This is a genomic window from Tenacibaculum litopenaei (assembly GCF_964514025.1).
In the GTDB taxonomy this organism is placed as follows: domain Bacteria; phylum Bacteroidota; class Bacteroidia; order Flavobacteriales; family Flavobacteriaceae; genus Polaribacter; species Polaribacter litopenaei.
This window is the reverse complement of the sequence record NZ_CAZEQT010000005.1, coordinates 84,025-103,860: the sequence shown is the minus strand read 5'-3', so window position 1 is coordinate 103,860 and position 19,836 is coordinate 84,025. Positions and strand designations below refer to the sequence as shown.

The 19,836-nt window shown below is 38.6% G+C and carries 22 protein-coding genes; 11 read left to right on the top strand and 11 right to left on the bottom strand.

All coding sequences use genetic code 11. From position 1 onward, the window contains the following. Positions 1-13 precede the first annotated feature (13 nt). Complete coding sequence (locus ACKTS5_RS07760; RefSeq protein ID WP_408043296.1) at positions 14-439, top strand: DUF2147 domain-containing protein; 426 nt, start codon at positions 14-16, stop codon at positions 437-439. Between the two features lie 31 nt (positions 440-470). On the opposite strand, the gene msrA is transcribed toward ACKTS5_RS07760, so the two are convergent. Further along, positions 471-1,106, bottom strand: coding sequence for a peptide-methionine (S)-S-oxide reductase MsrA (msrA, locus tag ACKTS5_RS07755; protein WP_408043295.1), 636 nt, complete (start codon positions 1,104-1,106; stop codon positions 471-473). Between the two features lie 11 nt (positions 1,107-1,117). After that, positions 1,118-3,562, bottom strand: coding sequence for a M1 family aminopeptidase (locus ACKTS5_RS07750; protein WP_408043294.1), 2,445 nt, complete (start codon positions 3,560-3,562; stop codon positions 1,118-1,120). A 216-nt stretch (positions 3,563-3,778) separates the two neighbouring features. Here ACKTS5_RS07750 and ACKTS5_RS07745 point away from each other — a divergent pair, with 216 nt between their 5' ends. From ACKTS5_RS07745 to ACKTS5_RS07715, 7 genes are all read left to right on the top strand, one after another. Continuing rightward, complete coding sequence (locus ACKTS5_RS07745; RefSeq protein ID WP_408043293.1) at positions 3,779-4,573, top strand: TrmH family RNA methyltransferase; 795 nt, start codon at positions 3,779-3,781, stop codon at positions 4,571-4,573. 3 nt (positions 4,574-4,576) lie between these two features. After that, entirely contained in the window at positions 4,577-5,341 is a 765-nt protein-coding gene (locus ACKTS5_RS07740) for a DUF6122 family protein (protein WP_408043292.1), read from the top strand. Positions 5,342-5,350: 9 nt separating this feature from the next. Beyond that, positions 5,351-6,229 (top strand): AraC family transcriptional regulator, encoded by an 879-nt coding sequence (locus ACKTS5_RS07735; protein ID WP_408043291.1) that lies wholly within the window; start codon positions 5,351-5,353, stop codon positions 6,227-6,229. A gap of 91 nt (positions 6,230-6,320) precedes the next feature. Next, positions 6,321-7,205, top strand: coding sequence for a nuclear transport factor 2 family protein (locus tag ACKTS5_RS07730; protein WP_408043290.1), 885 nt, complete (start codon positions 6,321-6,323; stop codon positions 7,203-7,205). 157 nt (positions 7,206-7,362) lie between these two features. Next, positions 7,363-8,595: an imidazolonepropionase gene (gene hutI / locus ACKTS5_RS07725; RefSeq protein WP_408043289.1), complete on the top strand. Its 1,233-nt coding sequence runs from the start codon at positions 7,363-7,365 to the stop codon at positions 8,593-8,595. A 24-nt stretch (positions 8,596-8,619) separates the two neighbouring features. Then, entirely contained in the window at positions 8,620-9,633 is a 1,014-nt protein-coding gene (locus tag ACKTS5_RS07720) for a formimidoylglutamase (RefSeq protein ID WP_408043288.1), read from the top strand. Positions 9,634-9,741: 108 nt separating this feature from the next. Further along, the gene (locus ACKTS5_RS07715; RefSeq protein WP_408043287.1) at positions 9,742-10,917 is read left to right on the top strand and encodes a hypothetical protein; all 1,176 of its coding nucleotides are present in this window, start codon (positions 9,742-9,744) and stop codon (positions 10,915-10,917) included. Here ACKTS5_RS07715 and ACKTS5_RS07710 read toward each other — a convergent pair. The 8 genes from ACKTS5_RS07710 to ACKTS5_RS07675 all read right to left on the bottom strand — a co-directional run bounded on the left by ACKTS5_RS07710 (position 10,914) and on the right by ACKTS5_RS07675 (position 16,711). Next, positions 10,914-11,675 carry a LytR/AlgR family response regulator transcription factor gene (locus ACKTS5_RS07710; protein WP_408043286.1) on the bottom strand — a complete coding sequence of 254 codons (762 nt, stop codon included), beginning with the start codon at positions 11,673-11,675 and terminating at the stop codon, positions 10,914-10,916. The genes ACKTS5_RS07715 and ACKTS5_RS07710 overlap by 4 nt on opposite strands. Then, positions 11,668-13,083: a sensor histidine kinase gene (locus ACKTS5_RS07705; RefSeq protein ID WP_408043285.1), complete on the bottom strand. Its 1,416-nt coding sequence runs from the start codon at positions 13,081-13,083 to the stop codon at positions 11,668-11,670. Before ACKTS5_RS07705 ends, ACKTS5_RS07710 begins: the two co-directional genes overlap by 8 nt. Positions 13,084-13,170: 87 nt before the next feature. Beyond that, complete coding sequence (locus tag ACKTS5_RS07700) at positions 13,171-13,926, bottom strand: LytR/AlgR family response regulator transcription factor (protein WP_408043284.1); 756 nt, start codon at positions 13,924-13,926, stop codon at positions 13,171-13,173. A gap of 77 nt (positions 13,927-14,003) precedes the next feature. Then, complete coding sequence (locus tag ACKTS5_RS07695; RefSeq protein ID WP_408043283.1) at positions 14,004-14,315, bottom strand: 2TM domain-containing protein; 312 nt, start codon at positions 14,313-14,315, stop codon at positions 14,004-14,006. A 1-nt stretch (position 14,316) separates the two neighbouring features. Continuing rightward, positions 14,317-14,649 (bottom strand): 2TM domain-containing protein, encoded by a 333-nt coding sequence (locus ACKTS5_RS07690; protein WP_408043282.1) that lies wholly within the window; start codon positions 14,647-14,649, stop codon positions 14,317-14,319. Beyond that, positions 14,639-14,926 (bottom strand): 2TM domain-containing protein, encoded by a 288-nt coding sequence (locus ACKTS5_RS07685; protein ID WP_408043281.1) that lies wholly within the window; start codon positions 14,924-14,926, stop codon positions 14,639-14,641. Before ACKTS5_RS07685 ends, ACKTS5_RS07690 begins: the two co-directional genes overlap by 11 nt. A 1-nt stretch (position 14,927) precedes the next feature. After that, positions 14,928-16,286: a 2TM domain-containing protein gene (locus tag ACKTS5_RS07680; protein ID WP_408043280.1), complete on the bottom strand. Its 1,359-nt coding sequence runs from the start codon at positions 16,284-16,286 to the stop codon at positions 14,928-14,930. 11 nt (positions 16,287-16,297) lie between these two features. Continuing rightward, positions 16,298-16,711, bottom strand: coding sequence for a DUF2141 domain-containing protein (locus ACKTS5_RS07675; protein WP_408043279.1), 414 nt, complete (start codon positions 16,709-16,711; stop codon positions 16,298-16,300). A gap of 436 nt (positions 16,712-17,147) precedes the next feature. Here ACKTS5_RS07675 and ACKTS5_RS07670 point away from each other — a divergent pair, with 436 nt between their 5' ends. The 3 genes from ACKTS5_RS07670 (at position 17,148) to ACKTS5_RS07660 (ending at position 18,736) form a co-directional block, all read left to right on the top strand. Further along, entirely contained in the window at positions 17,148-17,357 is a 210-nt protein-coding gene (locus ACKTS5_RS07670; RefSeq protein ID WP_408043278.1) for a hypothetical protein, read from the top strand. A gap of 225 nt (positions 17,358-17,582) precedes the next feature. Next, complete coding sequence (locus tag ACKTS5_RS07665) at positions 17,583-18,077, top strand: RNA polymerase sigma factor (protein WP_408043277.1); 495 nt, start codon at positions 17,583-17,585, stop codon at positions 18,075-18,077. A gap of 5 nt (positions 18,078-18,082) precedes the next feature. Then, positions 18,083-18,736 carry a hypothetical protein gene (locus tag ACKTS5_RS07660; RefSeq protein ID WP_408043276.1) on the top strand — a complete coding sequence of 218 codons (654 nt, stop codon included), beginning with the start codon at positions 18,083-18,085 and terminating at the stop codon, positions 18,734-18,736. 33 nt (positions 18,737-18,769) lie between these two features. Here the strand turns inward: ACKTS5_RS07660 and ACKTS5_RS07655 are convergent, their stop codons facing one another. Then, entirely contained in the window at positions 18,770-19,789 is a 1,020-nt protein-coding gene (locus tag ACKTS5_RS07655) for a threonine aldolase family protein (protein WP_408043275.1), read from the bottom strand. Positions 19,790-19,836 lie beyond the last annotated feature (47 nt).

The following is a 19,836-nucleotide window of genomic DNA, read 5'->3' as shown; positions in this document are numbered from 1 at the left end:
AAAACAGGATACTATGAAGCAATTATTTTTTACATTCATGCTATTAGCTACTTTAGGTATGCAGGCGCAAACGATTTTTGGAAAATGGGAAAACCGAGATGAGAAAACAAATCGCGTAGACAGCGTTATCGAAGTGTACGAAAAAGACGGTAAAGCCTATGCTAAAATTATTGAAATCACTGATGAAAACAGACAAAATGCTGTTTGTGATAAGTGTAGCGGTAAAAATAAAAACAAGCCTATTTTAGGAATGAATATTTTAACTGGACTAAAAAAAGACGGTGACGAATGGAGTGGTGGAAAAATCTTAGACCCTAAAAAAGGAAAAGAATACAAGTGTTTCATCAAACTAGAAAATGCAAATAAATTAAAAATTCGCGGATATATCGGATTCTCTCTTTTAGGAAGAACCGCATATTGGTATCGAAAAGACAGTTAACAAAAAAGGCACTTTACAGTGCCTTTTTTTATTACTTTAAAAGTTGTGGAAACTTTCTTTTAAACTTGTTTAACCTCGGTATCGATACATTTTTCACATAAGGATTGTCTGGATGCAAGCGTTCGTAATTTTGATGATACTCCTCCGCTTTATAAAATTTCTTAAAAGGTAGGACCTCTGTGGCTATTTTCCTTTTATACACCTTTGACAAGCCTGCTATATACTTCTCTAATACCTGCTTTTCTCGCTTGTTTTGATAAAAAGCTATAGAGCGGTATTGTGTCCCGTAATCCGGATGCTGTCCGTTTACGGTAGTTGGGTCATGAGAACCAAAAAATACGGTCACTAAGGTTTTATAACTTACCTTTTGAGGATCGTAATACACAGCAACGGTTTCAGCATGTCCCGTTCGCCCTGTACCTATGCGCTGATACGTCGGGTTAGTCGTATGTCCTCCGGCATATCCTGATACCGCCTCCTCTACGCCACGTACGCTTTCAAAAACAGCTTCGACACACCAAAAACATCCACTGGCAAAATAAGCCACCTTGGTATCCTTTTGATGCCCCATAGGTCTTACTTCTGAGTTTCTCCTTTCAGGGCCTTTTGCAAAGCTCCAAACTACTAAACTTACAATAACTAAACTTACAATTCTAACTACTCTCATAAATGATTAAATTATTCTAATAATTTAGCCATAGCAGTTTTGATAATTTCGATATTTTTATGCTTGTTTGACGGATTCGCATTTTTTTGCTTTTGAACCATTTGGCGCAATAAATTAATACCTACCTTGTCAAAATTATACTGCTTGTATTGAATACCCTTGGCAACAATATCATTGGCTAAATTTCTAATGGCTTCCGAATTGTTACTCTCGGCAATCTTATCGTAGGCCTTTTTATACAATGATTGAATTTGTTTATTTGGACTCAAAAACATGCCCGACATTACATTACTCGCAATAAAATTTAATTCTTCAGCATCATTTTCTTCTAAATAGATACGTGTTAAGGGGGTGGCAATGATCTTTTTCACCTCTACTGGTAAGGTTTTCGACTTCTTGATAGCCAAGTCTTTGTCTACGTAATACATTGCTACAAGAGCTTTCCCCAATACAGCGTAGGATTTACTTTCAAGCGCCTTTTCAAAAACCGGTTTTAATTCCGGATCTGTCAACTTTCCTAAAGTTTCGATAGCTGCTGCCTGTACCAAGGTTTTAGGATCGTTCATCGCCAATTGCTTGATTTTTTCAATAACAGCCTTCTTTGAATTCTTATAAATTAAGTTGATATTATTCAAGGCTAATATTCGAACTTTAAAAAACGGATCGTTCATGGCCTGACTGATTGCCTTAAAAACTCGTTTTTCATCCTGTTTGTTGCGCAATGCCAGCAAGGCTTCCCTTTTGTGAATAAAACTCACGGCATTTTTTAATTGGAATATATAATCATCCGTCAGCTTATTTTCGATAACATCACACAACAAAACAGCATCAGCATTTATTTGAATATACTCCGGTTGCTTCGTAAATGGGAAAGAAAACGAGCGTTCACGTCCATCGACAAAAACTGTATGTCTCGTTCGTTTACCTCCTTCGAAAATATCGATTGCTAGTGGAAATTGAAATACCTTATCTTGAGTTTGATTGATATTTACCGCAACGGTTTTTAATAGCTTATTGTAGTCATAGCTTATATCTAAGGTAGGGTGTCCATTGCTAAAATACCATTGGTTAAAAAACCAATTTAAATCTTTCCCGCTGACCTTTTCAAAAGCCAAACGCAATTGATGTGCTTCACCAGTACCGTACTTATGAGCCTCTAAATAGGTTTTCATTCCTGCAAAAAAGGCCTCATCTCCTAAGTAATTGCGAAGCATATGTAAAATTGCCCCTCCTTTATTATAACTAACCGCATCAAACATATCTTCCTTATCCGCGTAATTAAAACGAACAAGGTGCTTGTTAAAATTCTGACCTTCCTTGTAGGCTTTGATTTCCTCAAACATATGTGCATCGGCAAAATCTTTTCCGTATTTGTGTTCAAACCACAAATATTCGCTGTAATTAGCAAAACTCTCGTTAACCGTTAAATTACTCCAGCTTTCTGCCGTTACTAAATCACCAAACCAATGGTGAAAAGCCTCGTGCGCAATCGTTTTTTCATGACTGTTTTGATCGATGAGCTGACCCGGAACTTGATAGGCGTGTTCACCGTGGATTACTGCAGTTGTATTTTCCATTGCACCGCTAACATAATCGCGACCAACTAACTGCGCATACTTGTTCCACGGGTATTCAACTCCCGTTATCTTAGAGAAAAAAGCGAGCATTGCAGGTGTATCTCCAAATATCTCCTTTGCATAAGGTGCGTATTTCTTTTCGACGTAATAATCAACGGGAATCTCTTTGTATTTGTCACGAATAATCTCGAACTCCCCTACTCCCATAAAAAACAAATAAGGTGCGTGCTTTTGGTTAAAATTCCAATAATCCGTGCGCGTCCCGTCTGGATTATTGGTTTGTTTTTCGAGCTTCCCATTAGATAAAGTCACATATTTACTAGGTACGGTGATGTAAATTTCTTGTGATGTCTTTTGGTTGGGAGCATCGATGGTAGGAAACCAACAACTACTAGCTTCCGTTTCTCCTTGAGTCCACACCTGAGTTGGTTTATCAGGATCGAGACCATTTGGATTGATAAAATACAACCCTTTGGCACTGGTGATCGCGGCACTCCCTTGCTGCTTGACTCTTTCAGGTCTTGCTGTATATTTGATATACAGTTCAAAGGCTTCGTCTTTTTTATAGACCCTTGGAAGATCAATTCTCAATTTAAAATCATCGTAATTATACGGTAGCGTTTTCCCGTTTAACTTCAGCTCGTGAATGAGCATGGCTTTGGCATCCAATACTACTTTATCAGTTGCGTAAAAATGGGGACGGAGACGAACCCATTCTTCTCCTTTTAATTCTTTTGCTTTAAAATCGAAAGCGACTTTTAATTTGGTGTGAATTAAATCGTGTGTTTTTTCTCGTTCCGGGTGGTACACATCTTGGGCCTGAACCCAAGAAAAATTAACTACTAAAATTACGAGGATGATCCTATTAAATAACTTCATACGTTGTATCTAACTCTTTAAATTAAGGTTTTTTAGCTCAGTATTTACAAGCTTTGGCTTCAAAAATACTAAAATTAGTTGGCCTCTCTGTTAATGGGCAGTTAAAAGGAGCAGTGTGTTGACTATCAAGACTGCGCTAAATTTCTCACAACTACCCTCTTAATTCTTTTTAGAGAATCTGTGATTAAATGGGTGCAGAATGCTATTTTTGCAAGCATGAAAAGTATCACAAGCCCACAAAATTCATTTATAAAAGATTTGTTAAAACTACAAGACAAAGCACGAGAGAGAAAAAAGAAAGGTGTTTTTATTGTAGAAGGACAACGTGAGCTAAAACTAGCCCTCGCGGGAAGCTATGAAATTACCCACCTGCTCTTTGACCCTAGTTTGTGCGATACTACTACACTTACTTCTTTTGATACTGACACGAATAAATACGTAGAAATTTCAAGAGAAGTCTATAAAAAATTGGCTTATCGCGAATCTACTGAAGGGATTATCGCAGTTCTAAAATCAAAAGATTTCTCTTTGGATGCTGTTAAATTCAATACCGAAACACCTCTAGTGCTAGTAATGGAAAGTATTGAAAAACCAGGCAATGTCGGAGCCATGCTTCGCACAGCTGATGCGGCAAATGTCGATGCTGTTTTTATTGCCGATCCGAAAGCTGACTTGTACAATCCAAATATTATTCGATCGAGTGTCGGGTGTTTATTCACCAATCAAATCGCTGTTGGAAGCTCAGAAGAAATTTGTGAATACCTCGAAGCACAAGAGATAAACATATACAGCGCAACATTGCAGAACTCTAATGCTTACCACCTCAACGATTACACACAGCCCTCGGCATTAGTTGTGGGTACAGAAGCCACAGGCTTAACAGAAATTTGGAGAGAACGCGCCACTCAAAACATCAACATCCCCATGCAAGGTACCATCGATTCAATGAACGTCTCTGTAGCCGCTGCTATTTTGACTTTTGAAGCGAAAAGACAGCGAGATTTCCAGTAAGTCATGCGCTCATTAATTCACTATTTTCTGCATTTTGGAGCCCCTTTGCTCATTGCTGTATTTCTGTTTAAAGAGCAATGGAAAAAGGTGTATCTCATCTTTTTGGCCAGTATGCTCATCGATTTAGATCATATGTTGGCAACCCCGATATTTCAATCAGACCGGTGTAGTATTAATTTCCATCCTCTCCACAGCTACCTAGCCATAGGTGTATATCTATTGGGACTGTTTTTGAAGCGCCCCATTCGTCTGTTCGCAGCAGCCTGTCTTTTTCATATCTTTACAGACAGTATCGATTGTTGGTTACAACAGGTACTCCCACAAAAACAGATGAATAACAAGATATATCCAGCCACTGAAAACCTATACGACGAATTTCTAGACATTTGGGAAGCGTCGGTACGAGCAACCCATCACTTTTTAAAAGAAGAAGACCTTCGTTATTACAAACCGCGTATTCGAAATGAGTATTTCTATGCGGTAGCATTGTTTTATACCAAAGATACAGAAGGAAAGCCCAACGGATTTCTCGGCATTCATAAAAATAGTATTGAAATGCTTTTCATTCATCCTGATGTCCGAAGAGCTGGACTGGGGAGTTCCTTGGTAAACTTCGCAATTACTCAAAAAAACTGTGCTCTCGTCGAAGTAAATGAGGCGAATGAACAGGCTTTGAATTTTTATACAAAAATGGGATTTAAAGTCATCGGAAGATCCCCGCTAGACGGCAGCGGTAAACCCTATCCTATTGTAAGCATGTCATTGTAATTCCGCATTATGATAAAGGACTTCGCACACATAAAATTCAATAATCAACAGTTACCTGGAGCCGAATTTGACATCATAACATTGGAAAACTTATTTCAAATGACAGGTCTTGAGCACGAGCTCAATGAACTCCAAGTAGTAGATTTTTTCATGTTGGTTATTATTAGAGAAGGAAAAGGAAAGCACCGCATAGACTTTACGGACTATCCTTATCAAGCCGGAAGTGTACTGAGCATACGAAAACAACAATTGCACAAGTTTTATCTAAACCCTGAGGCTAAGGGAGATTTACTATTATTTACAGACAACTTTCTGGTTAGTTACCTCGAAGCTTCTGCTAATGAAATAGCCATGCAGCTCTTTAACGAACTCCTAGGCCCTCCTGTATTTCAACTCGAGGAACAGCAAGCCGAAGCAAGCCTGCGTATCATTGCGCAAATAAAGCGCGAATATTTCGAACAACGCGATCAATTTTCTCTAGGAATTATTCGCAGTCAGCTTCACATACTCTTAACCACCTTGTATCGAATTAAATCAAAGCAGGGTCTCACCATCAGCAATATAAAATACTTGAAAGAATTTTTAGAGTTTCAAGCCTTGGTAGAAAAACACATTTGCTCCTCTTCAAAAGTAAGTTACTATGCAGCTCGCCTAAACATCTCTTCAAAAACCCTGAATACGATTACCCAAAGCATCATACACCAATCGGCTAAAGTATTTATCGACGCTACCTACATCAAAGTCATCAAACGCCATTTACTTAATACCAACCTCCCTATAAAAGAAATTGCTTTTGAAACTGGTTTCGAAGAAACGAGTAACTTTTATAAGTACTTTAAGAAAAACACCGGACTAACGCCTGAAGAATTTAGGAGCACAACCAGGTAATTTCCCATTTTTACACTAGATAGTACCATTAGGATACTCGAATAACTGGTAGCTTTCTTGAACTTTGCACAGAGATTTAACTCGTTAATTTATGAAGCTAAACAAATCAATTGCTCTTGGCATGGCTATAGTCCTACTAGGGACTTCTTGCAAGAGCTCACAGCAAAACAATCAACAAAACACCATGAAAACGACCACACATTCAATCGATTTAAAGTCATTAGCGACACGTGCTCAAGATGCTTTTTTTAACCGCTACAATGCAGAAGAGGTACAACAGTACTTTTCCGAAAATTACATTCAACACAATCCCCATGTACCAACGGGAATTGCTCCCGTATTGGGTTTTTTACCGGTACTCGAGAAAGCCCAAACAAAAAGTACCACACATCGTATGTTACAAGACGGTAACTTTATAGTTATGCATAATAGCTACATCAATGCCGATGCTTTTGGCGCTCCAGAAGTAGTAACTTTTGATGTTTGGCGTATGGAAAACGGGCGCGTTGCGGAGCATTGGGATGCTATCACGCCTAAAGTACAAACCACCAAAAGCGGCCGCTCGCAAGTTGATGGACCAACCGCAATTACAGACTTGGACAAAACGGAAGTAAACAAAATGCTGGTTAGCAATTTTGTCAAAGATGTTTTATTTGGCAAACACCCTGAACGCATTACTCAATACCTGAGCACTACCCAATACGATCAACACAACCCTATGGTGGCTGATGGATTACAAGGATTGTCCGAAGCAATAGACTACCTCACAGCACAAGGAGATATGTTTGTTTACAAAAAAACTCACAAAATTTTGGGAGAAAGTAACTTCGTTTTGACGATCAGCGAAGGGAGTTGGCACCAGCGCCCTCATGCCTTTTACGATTTATTTCGAGTTGCTGATGGAAAAATTGTAGAACACTGGGATGTTATCCAAGAAATCCCATCCGAAATGGCACATACTAACGGTATGTTCTAAATGCTAATAGCTATCGTTCGCGATAGCTATTTGTTTTTTGCAAAGGTTGAAAAAACCGCTTAAAACCCGTTGTTATTCGGATGCCAGTTATTCAAAAAAACCGCTAAGACTTTGGTCATTTTAATGTAAGTTTGTCTCGTACTAATACGAACAACACATGACAACTTTATTTACTAACATTAAAGAGTTATTACAGATACGTGACGCAGCTACTACCAAAGTAAGTGGTAAAGACATGGCGACACTCCCGAGCATTAAAAACGCTTTTTTATTCATAAAAGACGATCGCATAGAAGACTTTGGTCCTATGGATCAAGCTCCACAAACTGCAGATACTACTGTAGATTGCACGGGCCAGATTGTTTTACCTACCTGGTGTGATTCTCATACCCATATCGTTTATGCTGGTAATAGAGAACAAGAATTTGTAGACCGTATCAACGGACTTTCGTACGAAGAAATAGCCAACAATGGTGGAGGAATACTCAACTCTGCAAAAAAACTCCAAGAAACCTCTGAAGAGGCCCTTTATGAACAAGCCTCAAAACGCTTGGACGAAGTTATTTCTTTAGGTACCGGAGCTATCGAAATTAAATCGGGATACGGTTTAACCGTTGAAGCAGAACTCAAGATGCTTCGCGTGATAAAAAAACTGAAAGAAAACTACGCGCTGCCCATAAAGGCTACCTTTTTAGGAGCCCATGCATTTCCTACAGAGTTTAAAAATAACAAAGAAGCCTATATTCAGCAAATCATTGAAGAAATGCTACCCAAAGTTGCCTCTGAAAAACTCGCTGAGTTTGTAGATGCTTTTTGTGAAACAGGATATTTTTCTGTGGAAGATACAGATAGAATTTTGATCGCTGCTCAAAAATACGGACTTACACCTAAAGTACACGTCAACCAGTTTACCACGATCGGTGGCGTTGCTATGAGTGTCAAAAACAATGCTTTGTCAGTAGATCATTTAGAGGTGATGAATGCAGACGATATTACTGCCTTACAAGGTAGTACTACCATGCCAGTAGCACTCCCCTCTTGTTCTTACTTTTTAAGCATTCCTTATACGCCTGCAAGAGACTTAATGAATGCAGGTTTACCTGTAGCCCTTGCTACCGACTACAACCCAGGGTCAACACCTTCAGGAAATATGAATTTCGTAGTGGCTACCGCCTGTATAAAAATGAAAATGACTCCGGAAGAAGCGATTAACGCGGCAACACTTAACGGAGCTTATGCCATGAATCTCGCCGAAGAAGTAGGAAGTATCACCAAAGGAAAAAAGGCGAATATTATAGTGACAAAGGAAATCCCTTCTTATGGGTTTTTACCGTACAGTTTCGGATCTAACCACATCGATAGTGTTTATATCGACGGTAAGAAAATTTAATTCACCCTATAACACATTGCTTTTATGCTTACTTTTTTTACTAGAGAACACATAGATCAATTCGTTAACAAACGACCTGGTGAAACCAAACTCGGAGAAACCGTAGCGGTATTCAACCAACGGGTATCCTTTGAAGAGGCTCTACAAGAACTCGATGCTCAGTATATTTTATTAGGAGTCCCTGAAGATATTGGCGTAAAAATGAACGGAGGTAATGGCGGTGCACATACCGGATTCATTCCCGGTTTAAAAGCCTTCCTCAATACCCAACAAAATCAGTTTATCCAAGGTAGTGACATCGCTGTTCTGGGCTATCTCGACTGTTTGGATGATGTCTTAAAATTCGATCCTAAAGACCGCGCATTAGGCGATCGTTTGGTGAAAAAAATTGACGATGCCTTAGCTGATATTATCCGTCAAATTATTGAAGCCGATAAAACTCCTATTATTATTGGAGGTGGACACAATAACGCATTTGGAAATATCAAAGGACTCGCATCGGCAAAAGGAAATGCTGTGAATGTGATTAACATGGATGCTCATACCGATTTAAGACGCCTAGAAGAGCGCCATAGTGGCAACGGGTTTTCTTATGCCTTAGACCAGGGATATTTGCAAAAGTACTTTATGTTTGGGCTTCATGAAAACTACACGCCTCAGTATATATTTGAAGAAATACACAACAATCCTAATTTAGAATACAACACCTATGAAGAATTGGCGATTACACAGCTAGCCTCCTTTACAAATGAACTACAACGAGCTGTGGATTTTATCACCAATACGCATTACGGTATAGAGTTAGATCTGGATTGCATTGAACACTTCCCGAGTAGTGCTATGACGCCTAGTGGCTTTTCTGCTCGTGAAGCACGACAGTTTGTTTACAACTTAGGAAAACACGCTAATGCGAGCTACTTACACATTTGCGAAGGAGCACCGGCCGTAAAAAACGAACCTACCACAGCTGGACAAGTTGGAAAATTCATCAGTTATTTAGTGTCTGATTTTATCAAAGCAAGGACGCGAATGAATTAAATAACAAAGTATTCAACATAATAAAAACCTGCATAATTTGCAGGTTTTTTTATGCCCACCAACTTAAATATTTGTCGTAAATTCCGACGCAATTATTGACTATAACTCATGATGAAGAAATTACTATTCGCTCTTTTATTTAGCGCTTCTTTTATGCTCGTTGCTCAAGAGTCCGTTTTTTATACCAAGGATACACTAAGCAATACTCCGATTAACAAGTTTGGACTGCACGTGTACAATCACAACTTTATAAAGAACAACGAATATTTTAATTTCATCGCTGACGGTTATACCTTACTCGCTACACAACTCCACCCACAGTTTGTTTATCAAAACAGTCCTGAACTACAATTTAAAGCGGGAGTTTTTGTACAGAAAAACTTCGGTGAGTCAACCATTGCACATGTCTTGCCAACATTTAGTGCACACTACAGAAATAAAGCACATCAGCTAACGTTTGGAAACACTGTTGCAAGTAACAACCACGGAATGATTGAACCCTTGCTAGCCAGTGAAAAAATACTAAGCCGAGAACTCATCGAAACGGGTATTCGCTACCAATACACTAAATCAAAATGGCAGTTAGACCTCTGGCTCGACTGGGAGCACTATATACGCCCCAACGATGATTTCAAAGAGGTATTCACATTGGGATTTCAGACAGCATTGCCCCTACTCCCCAACTTAAGCTTACCGGTACAATGGTTAACCAGACATAGAGGTGGCCAAATCAATAAAAAGTTCAGGGACCCGAGAAACATCACAGACATCTACGACCTGCACAACGCGGCTATCGGGTTGCAGTACAAATTCCACACCTCAGACTACGACACTTGGAATCTGAGTAGTTTTTGGCTGTGGCACGGCACGGATGCCCCGAATGCGGTGTATCCTTTTAAACGAGGAAATGCCTTTTACGCTACTTTAACATATCGAAATCGAAACTTTAATGCTGTCTTGGCCTATTTTAGAGGAAGTAACTTTATCCCCGCTCGTGGAAATGAGATGTTTTATTCCTATTCACTTAAAGCGAATGTCAATTACTGGAACGGCGTTTTAGACAATCGATACGTAGCACATCAAGAAGTTGATAGAAGTCTGCTTTTTACCAAAATTTACTACCAAAAGGCACTCAGTAAAAATGTAGTCTTAGGTGCACAATTAGAAGGCTTTTTACAACTCAATCCAGCAATTGATTCTGTGGTTACCCAAGAGAATAAAGAATTTAACTTTGACTATTCGTACGGTGTGTATTTACGCTTTAACGAGGTCTTTAAATTTTAGGCGAATTCCTCTAGGTCTAACCAATTTTTAAACGCTTTAACACGATCACGACTGACGATAATCTCAAATTCTGAAAAATCCCTCAGCTTAATTAACAACCTAGTCACCGAGTACTTATCAACGCTTATAAGAGCATGGCGGGCTATGATTACTTTTCTATTTACACGAAAAAAATCGTGAGGATCGAGCTGATTTGACAAATGAGTCAAAGAAGTATTCAACAGCGCATTTCGTCCTGATGCATTTAAATACGTAGCATTGTCTGCACTGAAAAAACAACAGACAGCTGTCGCTTCAAAAATTCTTATGCTAGCGCCAATTTTAGTTGTAAACCTGCGTTTGTGCGCTCCTTGTATTCGTCGGGCTGTCCCAAGAGTATTTCGGAACTCCTGAAAACTTACTGCTTGTAGACTCTCAATTTTCTCGAGCGCTTTTACGAGCTTGTCTTCATTAATAGGTTTTAGCAAATATGCGACACTGTTGTAATCAAAAGCCTGAATACTGTATTCTGGGTAGGCCGTGGTGCATACAATTTTTGTTCGTAGCTGTGGAAGCTGATCTAGCAAATAAAATCCCAATCCATCCGATAACTTCATATCTAAAAACAACACCTCAGGACTTTCGTGTTTACCAAACCACTGAAGTGCATCAGCAATAGAACTCAGTTGCGCCATCACCTCAACCCCTTGCTTATGCAATAAACGCTGTAGCTTTCGGCTAGCCGCCAATTCGTCTTCTATAATAACTGCTTTAATCATCGATTTCTAATAATGGAATTGCAACTTCAAAAGTGGTTTCAGTATCCGTTATCTTCACTGCTTTATCGGTAAAAAATCGATAGCGTTCTTCAATATTTTTGAGTCCTGTACCGTTTTGATGCTTTTCATCGTAGGCCTTCTCTTGTTTTGAATTCCTCACCACCAAGTACCCCTCCGCAATCTCAAGAGTTACCTGTATCGGAAGAGCTCTGTTCAAGCTGTTGTGTTTACAAATATTTTCAGTAATCTGCTGTAAAGCCAAACTTACCACATAATAGTTATCGAAAGATGCATCCAGTTTATTATCCAATACAAAACAAGCTTCAAACCGCTGTTCTAACAATGAAAAATACTGGTAAAAAAAAGCTACTTCTTCCTTTACAGTCATCAAATCGTTGTTTTCTAAAAGAAGGTAATAGCGGTACACAGCTGCCAACTGATCTGAAAACGCCACCGCTTTCCCTGGATCCTCCTCAATGAGCCCTGTCAATACATTTAAATTATTAAATAAAAAGTGAGGACTCAACTGTTGTTTTAACTCGTCATACCCCTCTTTGTAGTCGGCTCGGTCTTTGGCTAATAATACTTGTTGCCTCGATCGAACCAATAAAACAAAATAACCATGTGTCCCTAAAAACACTAAGGTGAGATACACTGCGTAATACAAGGTGGTAGGCAAAATAAAAGCCTTTGCCAAAGCTCCTCCGAGACCTCCTTTCACTATTGCAAAACTACTTCGGGTGATGATCAGCATCGTCACAATGGCAAAAGTAACAACCAAGTAGTAGCCGCCCAGAACTAAGGGACGCTTCCAGCCAGAAAATCGCACATAACTATAGGTCAATACGTGAATGGTAGCGAAGCTCAATGTGAACCCTAAAGGAAACAGCTCGTACCAGATTGGTAGTAGTAACACACTGCTCTCAGCAAATACTAAGGTAAACAAAGAATAGAGTCCACTCACAGCAATGGCAATTGCCAATACGTATTTTACTCGATATTTCACCGCTCCTATCTCTCGCAATTCAATACTATCAGAACCCTGCGAAATCCACTGACTAGCGTACACCATCAATGCTAATAACAGCGCTCCAAGCCCCGTTCCCAGATGCACCGATTCAAAGACAAATGAATCGGCATCGATACCGTTGAAAAGAACACTGAGCAACAATCCAAACGCAAAACTTCCAATCCCTATTTTCAATCCTAAAAGCTGACTAAAAGGATGCTTAAAACTCAGGTATAACACGACAAATGGTATGCCTACGAACATTAAAATACTCGCTGGAAGAAGCGCGAGTACCTCGCGAAAATCAAAATCAGCAATACTTCCTACAGAATAAACTAAAATATGGAGAAATACTCCCAAAGTAATGGCGCGTTTAAACGCCGCAACAAATAACTTCATACTTATAAATTTTAGTCCAATATGAGCTTGTTATCTTTCAGCAACAAAAAAATAGTAGTGAACGGTAGTACTTCGAACAGTGAACTGCTATTGAATCCACATTTTGAAATCCTTTACGCGCTCTCTACTGACAATAATTTCTGTGTCATCGTAGTTGTGAAGTTTTAATTGCAATCGAGAGTTGGTATACGACACGATGTCTTTAATAGCGTTGATATGAACTATATAAGTACGGTTTACTCTGTAAAATTGTTCCGGATCCAATTGCTCTTGCCAATGTTCCAAAGAATGATCAATCAAATAATTTCTATTGCCATTGGTATGAATATAACTCGCTTTGTTTTCAGAATACAAGCATTCAATTTCATCAGTATGCACGATTTTTATATGCTGACCTACCTTGATGGTAAAACGCTTTTTATATTTTCTGTCGATAGGATTGATGAGTAATTTTCTGATATCGTCAATATTCACCTGTAAGTCGGTTTGTTTGGGCTGTTGTTCCTGAAATTTTTGAACTGCTGCTTCCAGCTCTTCGTCATCAATAGGCTTTAACAAGTAATCAATAGAATTCAACTTAAACGCTTTCAGGGCGTATTCATCATAAGCTGTGGTAAATATAATGGCCGATTTCACTGTAACTTCTTCAAAAATCTCAAAAGACAATCCATCAGACAATTGAATATCTAAAAAAATCAAATCGGGATGTGTATTCGTTTGAAACCAATTAATAGCCTCTTCAACGGAGTGCAGCAGTTGGTTTACTTCTAATCCTAAGGCGTTTAACATACGCTGCAATCGACGTGCTGCAGGTTTTTCATCTTCAATAATTACTATGTTCATAAGTGCGAACTTTCTAAAATTAACATGGTGGTTCTAGTTGACAAGATAAGGAGTCTTGCTTAATCCTCATCGGAAATTTACTCTTTCATATACTCTTTGATCTTCTTCTCTTCCCATTCCTTACCCAACAACCACTGTGTTCCGAACATTTTAAACGTATGCCCTAGCATCCCTATTCCCCAAAAAAACCATAGGTAGTAGGTTGAAAAGCTCGTCAATACCTCTTCTAAATTGCCTCCTGCTTCCCAAACTCGGTAAATTTTTCTTCCAGACAAAAAGCAATTCACTGCCAAGAAAACAACTAAATGAGTGTAGTATTCTTTTAATTTTTTTACGCGTTCCTTTGCTCTTAAGTAATCGTGTTCTCGTTGGTTATTTACTAAAGTCATGTTATTCTTTATTACGTTCGTTTAAATACTCTTTTATCTTTCGTTCCTCCCAGTCTTTACTAAAAAACCATTGTGAACCATATACTCCCAGCCAGTGAAAAAATAAGCCGATTCCCCAAAACAACCAAGTTGCCCATACTCCAAAATTGCCAAAGGCCGCCTTCAAACTAGCTCCTTCTGAGGTCATTCCTACAATGATAATTGCTGAAATAAATATATTCACAATTACGTAGGAAACGGCATGCCAGAAAAACCCTTTAATATTATCCACCCGCTTTTTTGCATAAATATATCGCGGGTTATTTTTGTAATCACCTTCTAAATTATTTCTCATTTTCTAAAAATTCTTTAATTTTTTTTTCTTCCCAATCTTTACCGAAGCCTAATTTTTCGGCTCCAAATACACCAAACCAATGGAACAATAATCCTATCGACATTCCTAAAGAAGGATACCAAAACCAGTGGTATTGCGGTACAAACTTTAAATTAATGACCACGAGTACTGGAATGATTAATACGGTTACCAAAGCATGTGCATACAATCCTTTAATTCGCTCTACGCGTTTCTTTGCTCTTACGTAGCGGTACTCTTGTGTAAATCGCTCTTCCATACTAGTTATTGTTTTTTTCGTCTTCTTCCATAATTTCACGAATCTTTCGCTCTTCCCAGTCCTTTCCTAAGAACACCTTGTAATTGTTGACATCTAAAAAGTGAAAGACCACCCCTATTCCCCAACCTATCATCGGAAACCAAAACCATTGGAACTGCGGAGAGAATCGCAAATTGATAAAGATTAAAAAAGGTATTACTAACACATACGACGCTAAGTTCTGATAGAATTCTTTTAACTTCTCGACGCGTTCAACGGCTCTTACGTACTTATTATTTTCAAATGTATTGGTATCTAGTCTCATTTCTTTTGTTTTTAATAACAGTGGTAAACTCACTGTAAAGGTTTTGTTATTGTTGGTGATTTGCACCGTTTGATCCGTGATCAACCCATAGCGATCTGCAATATTTCTCAATCCTACTTTCGTACTCTTACCTATCGCCTCTTTAGGATTAATATTATTACTCACTTGTAGGTAATCGCCTTCCTCATAAATGCGAATATCCAAGGGGCGCTGTGTGGACACTACATTGTGCTTTACCGCATTCTCGAGTAATAATTGCAGCGATAAGGGTACAATTTTTAAGTCTGGATTGCTCAAACTCGTCGGTATCGAAAACTTAACGGCATCTTCAAAGCGCATTTGTAAAAGCTCCATATACGTTTTAGCGAAACGCAACTCCTCTGCAATGGGCACCAATTCCTTATTCCGCTGTTCGAGTACGTAGCGATATACTTTGGATAGCTTCGTAGTAAACTTCTCAGCTAAATAAGGATTCTCACCGATCAGAGAAGTCAAAACATTCAAACTGTTGAACAAAAAATGCGGATCAATTTGGCTTTTTAATGTTTCAAACTTTGCTGATTCTGTTTTGGCTACAATTTGCTGCTGCGTAGTTTCTTGGGATGCTGCATTTTTCCATTCCACCATAAACCCTCTCGCATGTAAAAAGGAGGCTACTCCCAGAGATAAAATGATGGCAAACATGTGGACCCAAATCAAACGACCGCTAAAAAAATTGCTCGCATCGTAATTCAATATTAGTACGTATTGTATATAATGGATACACAAAACAGCAATTACGGTGTAAAATACGGTACTGACTATAGCCGCAGTAACACGTTGATTGGTTTGAGTTACCCAACTCAATCGCTCACTGAGTAGGTCGTTAATCATTCCGTTCCCCACTCCTAAAACAAATGAATACATGCCTGAGAACAAAAAGGTAAGTCCCATTCCCTTGAGCGTAAACTCCCTGTTTATCAAGGTAAAGACCGTACCAAAAATGACTGTCATTTTTAGACAGACCCACAGGTCTGATTTGAAGCGTTCCACGGCTGTTTTAGGTGTAGTATTCATACTGTTTATTGTTAAAATCTGATTTCTAAAGATACATTTTTATCAGTAACTGTAAACTTGGCATCTGTAAACTGTGGTGGCCCCATTCGAAGCACATTGTTAGAGGCTCCATAATCTTCTTCCGGCATCCCATTCGGTGAAAAATCCATTTTTTTGTTGTCGTTTTTATCGTGGTAGCAAACAATTGCATAGGTTCCTGGCGCAAGGTCTTCAAAGGTAAAACTGCTCTTCCCCTCCGCAATGATGGCTCCCCCTGATTTTAATGGCTTTTTCATAAAACTCGCTTGGTTGTACAGCGAAAAATATACTTTTCCCGAATCAGAAGTCGCATTGGTTACCGTTGCAGTAACCGCCGTGTTTTGCGCGTTCATTTGCTGAACTGTAGCAAAAAATGTAAAGGCAATTAAAGTTGTTAATAGTTTCATGGTTTTTAGTTTTATTGATTAATTACACCACAAATATCTCGGCTATTACACGACTTTCAAATTGTAATCTACCCAACTGTCAAATTTCATGACCGAACTGTAAGAAACCCCTTATCCTTTACTTTACAACTCCTATTTCTACGAAAAAAACCAGTTTCATTTCGGTCTTTACATATACATTGTCCTTCTTATCACCTCTGTTCTTTTTAAGAAACATTTCTACTAATTTTCCATCGTATGGTCACCGGTTCTTAAAAGCCACAACAATAAAAAGAAGGGGCAAAATCAATATTGACCGGGAAACTTGCATTGAAAAAAAGAAATTTAACTGTGAAACGGGCTTTATATGTTGAATGCTCTCCTGACTTACAGGAGTATCTGCTTAACACTTTATGGGTATCCCTTTTACAGTTCCAACCCAAAAAAACAAAAAACTATGAAAACCAAACACACGAACGAATTGCGTATATCCAGAAAACAAGCCTTAAAAAAACTCACAGCATACTCAAAATACACCGCCTTGACGGCCCTTGGCACCTATTTATTTTTAAATCCAAGAAATGCTCAGGCACAAAGCCCTGACGATCCAGGTGATGGCTTTACGAATGCTACCACTTTTAACTTAAATAGTACAAGCCTTTCATAAACAGGATGTCTTGCAACTTCCAAACCACCACTTTCCAAAACGAGCTCATATCACAAGGCATTGAACTAACTGGTGTTCAATGACAACATGACTGTTTGGAAGTGCTACTTTATAGTCTTGGTATGACTTTTGTAATAAATTTTCAAAAAAAACGACGGTATATGTAACGTTTTGTACATTTGAGCTTCTAATACTCTAAATACAGGAAACTAGTAGCTAAACTAAGTGCAAAAAGAACTCGAAAATAAATTTTTAACGGATTTCGAATCCAATCAGAACATCGTTCATAAGGTATGTAGAATTTACACTACCAATTCGGATGCTCACAATGATTTGTTTCAAGAAATTACGATTCAACTCTGGAAAAATTATCACAAATTTCGAGGAGATGCCAAGTTTAGTACCTGGATGTATCGAGTTGCCCTCAATACCGCAATCTCGTTATACCGAAAATCAACTAGGTCTGTAAAAACTCAAGATATTAGTGAGGTAGTATACAAAGTACAATCAACAGAGTACGACGATACCGAAGAACAGCAGCTCAAATCACTATATCAAGCTATTCATAAGTTGAACGACATTGATAAGGCACTGATTTTTTTATACTTGGAAGACAAACCATACAAAGAAATTTCAGACACCTTAGGGATTACCGAAGTCAATGCTCGTGTAAAAATGAATAGAGCAAAAGATAAATTAAAAAAAATACTGAACCCATAAATTATATGGACGCATTAGAAAGATATAAAAAAGCTTGGGACAACCAGCCTGATGAGACCTTGAAGGTTTCCAAGCTTGACATTTACAGGATGGCACATTCCAAGTCGTCATCCATCGTAAAATGGATTTTTATTATTGGAATTTTAGAATTACTGTTTTGGGGAGGATTGAATATCTTCTTTGCAGGGTCGTCGTACTCGGATCTTTATGAGAGTTTACATTTACAGAAGCTCGTCAATGCCACTATCTACATACATTACTTTGTCATTGTACTTTTCTTAGTTGGTTTTTACAAAAATTACAAATCGATATCCATTTCAGAAAACACAAAAGGGCTCATCAAAAAAATCTTGAACACGCGAAGAGTGGTAAAGTACTATGTATATTTTAACCTGGTGTATGCTATTTTAACAAACATTATCGTGGTGCTACTCATCTTTAGTGATCTGGATACCCTTATTGATTATTACAATACCCACGGTATCACGGTAAACCAAAGCAAAGACCAATTGCTTATCTCACTGATCATATCCATGGTAGTCGTATTGACCTTATTGTTTTTCACCATGTGGTTATTTTATAAGTTGCTATACGGAAGCCTCCTTAAAAAGTTAAATAAAAACTACGAAGAACTCATTAAAATAAATGATGAGGAATAATATAAAAGGCACTCCAATGGAGTGCCTTTCTTTTTAAAATTCTTTTAATTGTTGGATGAGTAAAGATAGCATAGATTCGTTGATATCCAAATGAGTCACCATCCTCAACTTTCCTTGTCCCATAGAAATAAAGAGAATTCCTTTCGACTGCATGCGGCTCATAAAAGCTTCAATATCTACGTCGTCACTAACATTAAAAATGATGATATTGGTATCTACTGGTTCTACCTTTGACACATACGTACAGGAAGCTAAAACTTCTGCGATACGCTTCGCTTTCTCGTGATCTTCAGCCAAACGAGTAACCTGATGTTCCAAGGCGTAAATTCCAGCAGCCGCCAAAAAACCAGCCTGTCGCATTCCACCTCCAAACAACTTTCGAATGCGGAGTGCTTTTTGCATATCCTCTTCTGACCCGAGTAAAATGGATCCTACAGGAGCTCCCAGTCCTTTGGATAAGCATATTGAAATGGTATCAAATAATTTTCCGTATTGTGCTGCTGTTTCATTTTTCTCTACGAGGGCATTAAAAAGACGTGCCCCATCAAGGTGATAAGCCAGTTTCTCCTGATCAGCAACTTCTCTAATAGCTTCCAATTCTTTAAAATTCCAACAAGCTCCTCCCCCTTTATTCGTAGTATTTTCGATACAGACTAAACGATTAAACGGCGAATGGATATCGATATTCCCAGCGGCAACAGCGCGCAATTGATCGGCTGTAAACATCCCGCGATGTCCGTCGATGAGTTGTGAGGTTACCCCCGCATTAAAAGCCGCTCCTCCTCCTTCATAATTATACACATGCGCCCATTTATCACAAAACATGCGATCACCGGGTTGGGTATGTAATTTAATTGCCGTTTGATTGGCCATCGTTCCAGAAGGAAAAAACAAGGCTGCCTCCATACCAAAACGCTCTGCAGCCAAGGTCTGCAACTTATTAACAGTTGGATCTGTTTTAAACACGTCATCTCCAACCTCCGCAGCCATCATGGCGGCTAACATCCCTTTTGTCGGTTTGGTAACGGTATCACTAATCAAATTAATTTCCATAAAGATCTAAAGTATTTCTTTTTTTATTCACCCAGAACTGCCCAGCC

What these genes read in the sequence shown, in the direction of transcription:
- ACKTS5_RS07760 (WP_408043296.1), top strand. Translation starts at nt 14, where the DNA reads ATGAAGCAATTATTTTTTACATTCATGCTATTAGCTACTTTAGGTATG.
- msrA (WP_408043295.1), bottom strand. Translation starts at nt 1,106, where the DNA reads ATGAGAGTAGTTAGAATTGTAAGTTTAGTTATTGTAAGTTTAGTAGTT.
- ACKTS5_RS07750 (WP_408043294.1), bottom strand. Translation starts at nt 3,562, where the DNA reads ATGAAGTTATTTAATAGGATCATCCTCGTAATTTTAGTAGTTAATTTT.
- ACKTS5_RS07745 (WP_408043293.1), top strand. Translation starts at nt 3,779, where the DNA reads ATGAAAAGTATCACAAGCCCACAAAATTCATTTATAAAAGATTTGTTA.
- ACKTS5_RS07740 (WP_408043292.1), top strand. Translation starts at nt 4,577, where the DNA reads ATGCGCTCATTAATTCACTATTTTCTGCATTTTGGAGCCCCTTTGCTC.
- ACKTS5_RS07735 (WP_408043291.1), top strand. Translation starts at nt 5,351, where the DNA reads ATGATAAAGGACTTCGCACACATAAAATTCAATAATCAACAGTTACCT.
- ACKTS5_RS07730 (WP_408043290.1), top strand. Translation starts at nt 6,321, where the DNA reads ATGAAGCTAAACAAATCAATTGCTCTTGGCATGGCTATAGTCCTACTA.
- hutI (WP_408043289.1), top strand. Translation starts at nt 7,363, where the DNA reads ATGACAACTTTATTTACTAACATTAAAGAGTTATTACAGATACGTGAC.
- ACKTS5_RS07720 (WP_408043288.1), top strand. Translation starts at nt 8,620, where the DNA reads ATGCTTACTTTTTTTACTAGAGAACACATAGATCAATTCGTTAACAAA.
- ACKTS5_RS07715 (WP_408043287.1), top strand. Translation starts at nt 9,742, where the DNA reads ATGATGAAGAAATTACTATTCGCTCTTTTATTTAGCGCTTCTTTTATG.
- ACKTS5_RS07710 (WP_408043286.1), bottom strand. Translation starts at nt 11,675, where the DNA reads ATGATTAAAGCAGTTATTATAGAAGACGAATTGGCGGCTAGCCGAAAG.
- ACKTS5_RS07705 (WP_408043285.1), bottom strand. Translation starts at nt 13,083, where the DNA reads ATGAAGTTATTTGTTGCGGCGTTTAAACGCGCCATTACTTTGGGAGTA.
- ACKTS5_RS07700 (WP_408043284.1), bottom strand. Translation starts at nt 13,926, where the DNA reads ATGAACATAGTAATTATTGAAGATGAAAAACCTGCAGCACGTCGATTG.
- ACKTS5_RS07695 (WP_408043283.1), bottom strand. Translation starts at nt 14,315, where the DNA reads ATGACTTTAGTAAATAACCAACGAGAACACGATTACTTAAGAGCAAAG.
- ACKTS5_RS07690 (WP_408043282.1), bottom strand. Translation starts at nt 14,649, where the DNA reads ATGAGAAATAATTTAGAAGGTGATTACAAAAATAACCCGCGATATATT.
- ACKTS5_RS07685 (WP_408043281.1), bottom strand. Translation starts at nt 14,926, where the DNA reads ATGGAAGAGCGATTTACACAAGAGTACCGCTACGTAAGAGCAAAGAAA.
- ACKTS5_RS07680 (WP_408043280.1), bottom strand. Translation starts at nt 16,286, where the DNA reads ATGAATACTACACCTAAAACAGCCGTGGAACGCTTCAAATCAGACCTG.
- ACKTS5_RS07675 (WP_408043279.1), bottom strand. Translation starts at nt 16,711, where the DNA reads ATGAAACTATTAACAACTTTAATTGCCTTTACATTTTTTGCTACAGTT.
- ACKTS5_RS07670 (WP_408043278.1), top strand. Translation starts at nt 17,148, where the DNA reads ATGAAAACCAAACACACGAACGAATTGCGTATATCCAGAAAACAAGCC.
- ACKTS5_RS07660 (WP_408043276.1), top strand. Translation starts at nt 18,083, where the DNA reads ATGGACGCATTAGAAAGATATAAAAAAGCTTGGGACAACCAGCCTGAT.
- ACKTS5_RS07655 (WP_408043275.1), bottom strand. Translation starts at nt 19,789, where the DNA reads ATGGAAATTAATTTGATTAGTGATACCGTTACCAAACCGACAAAAGGG.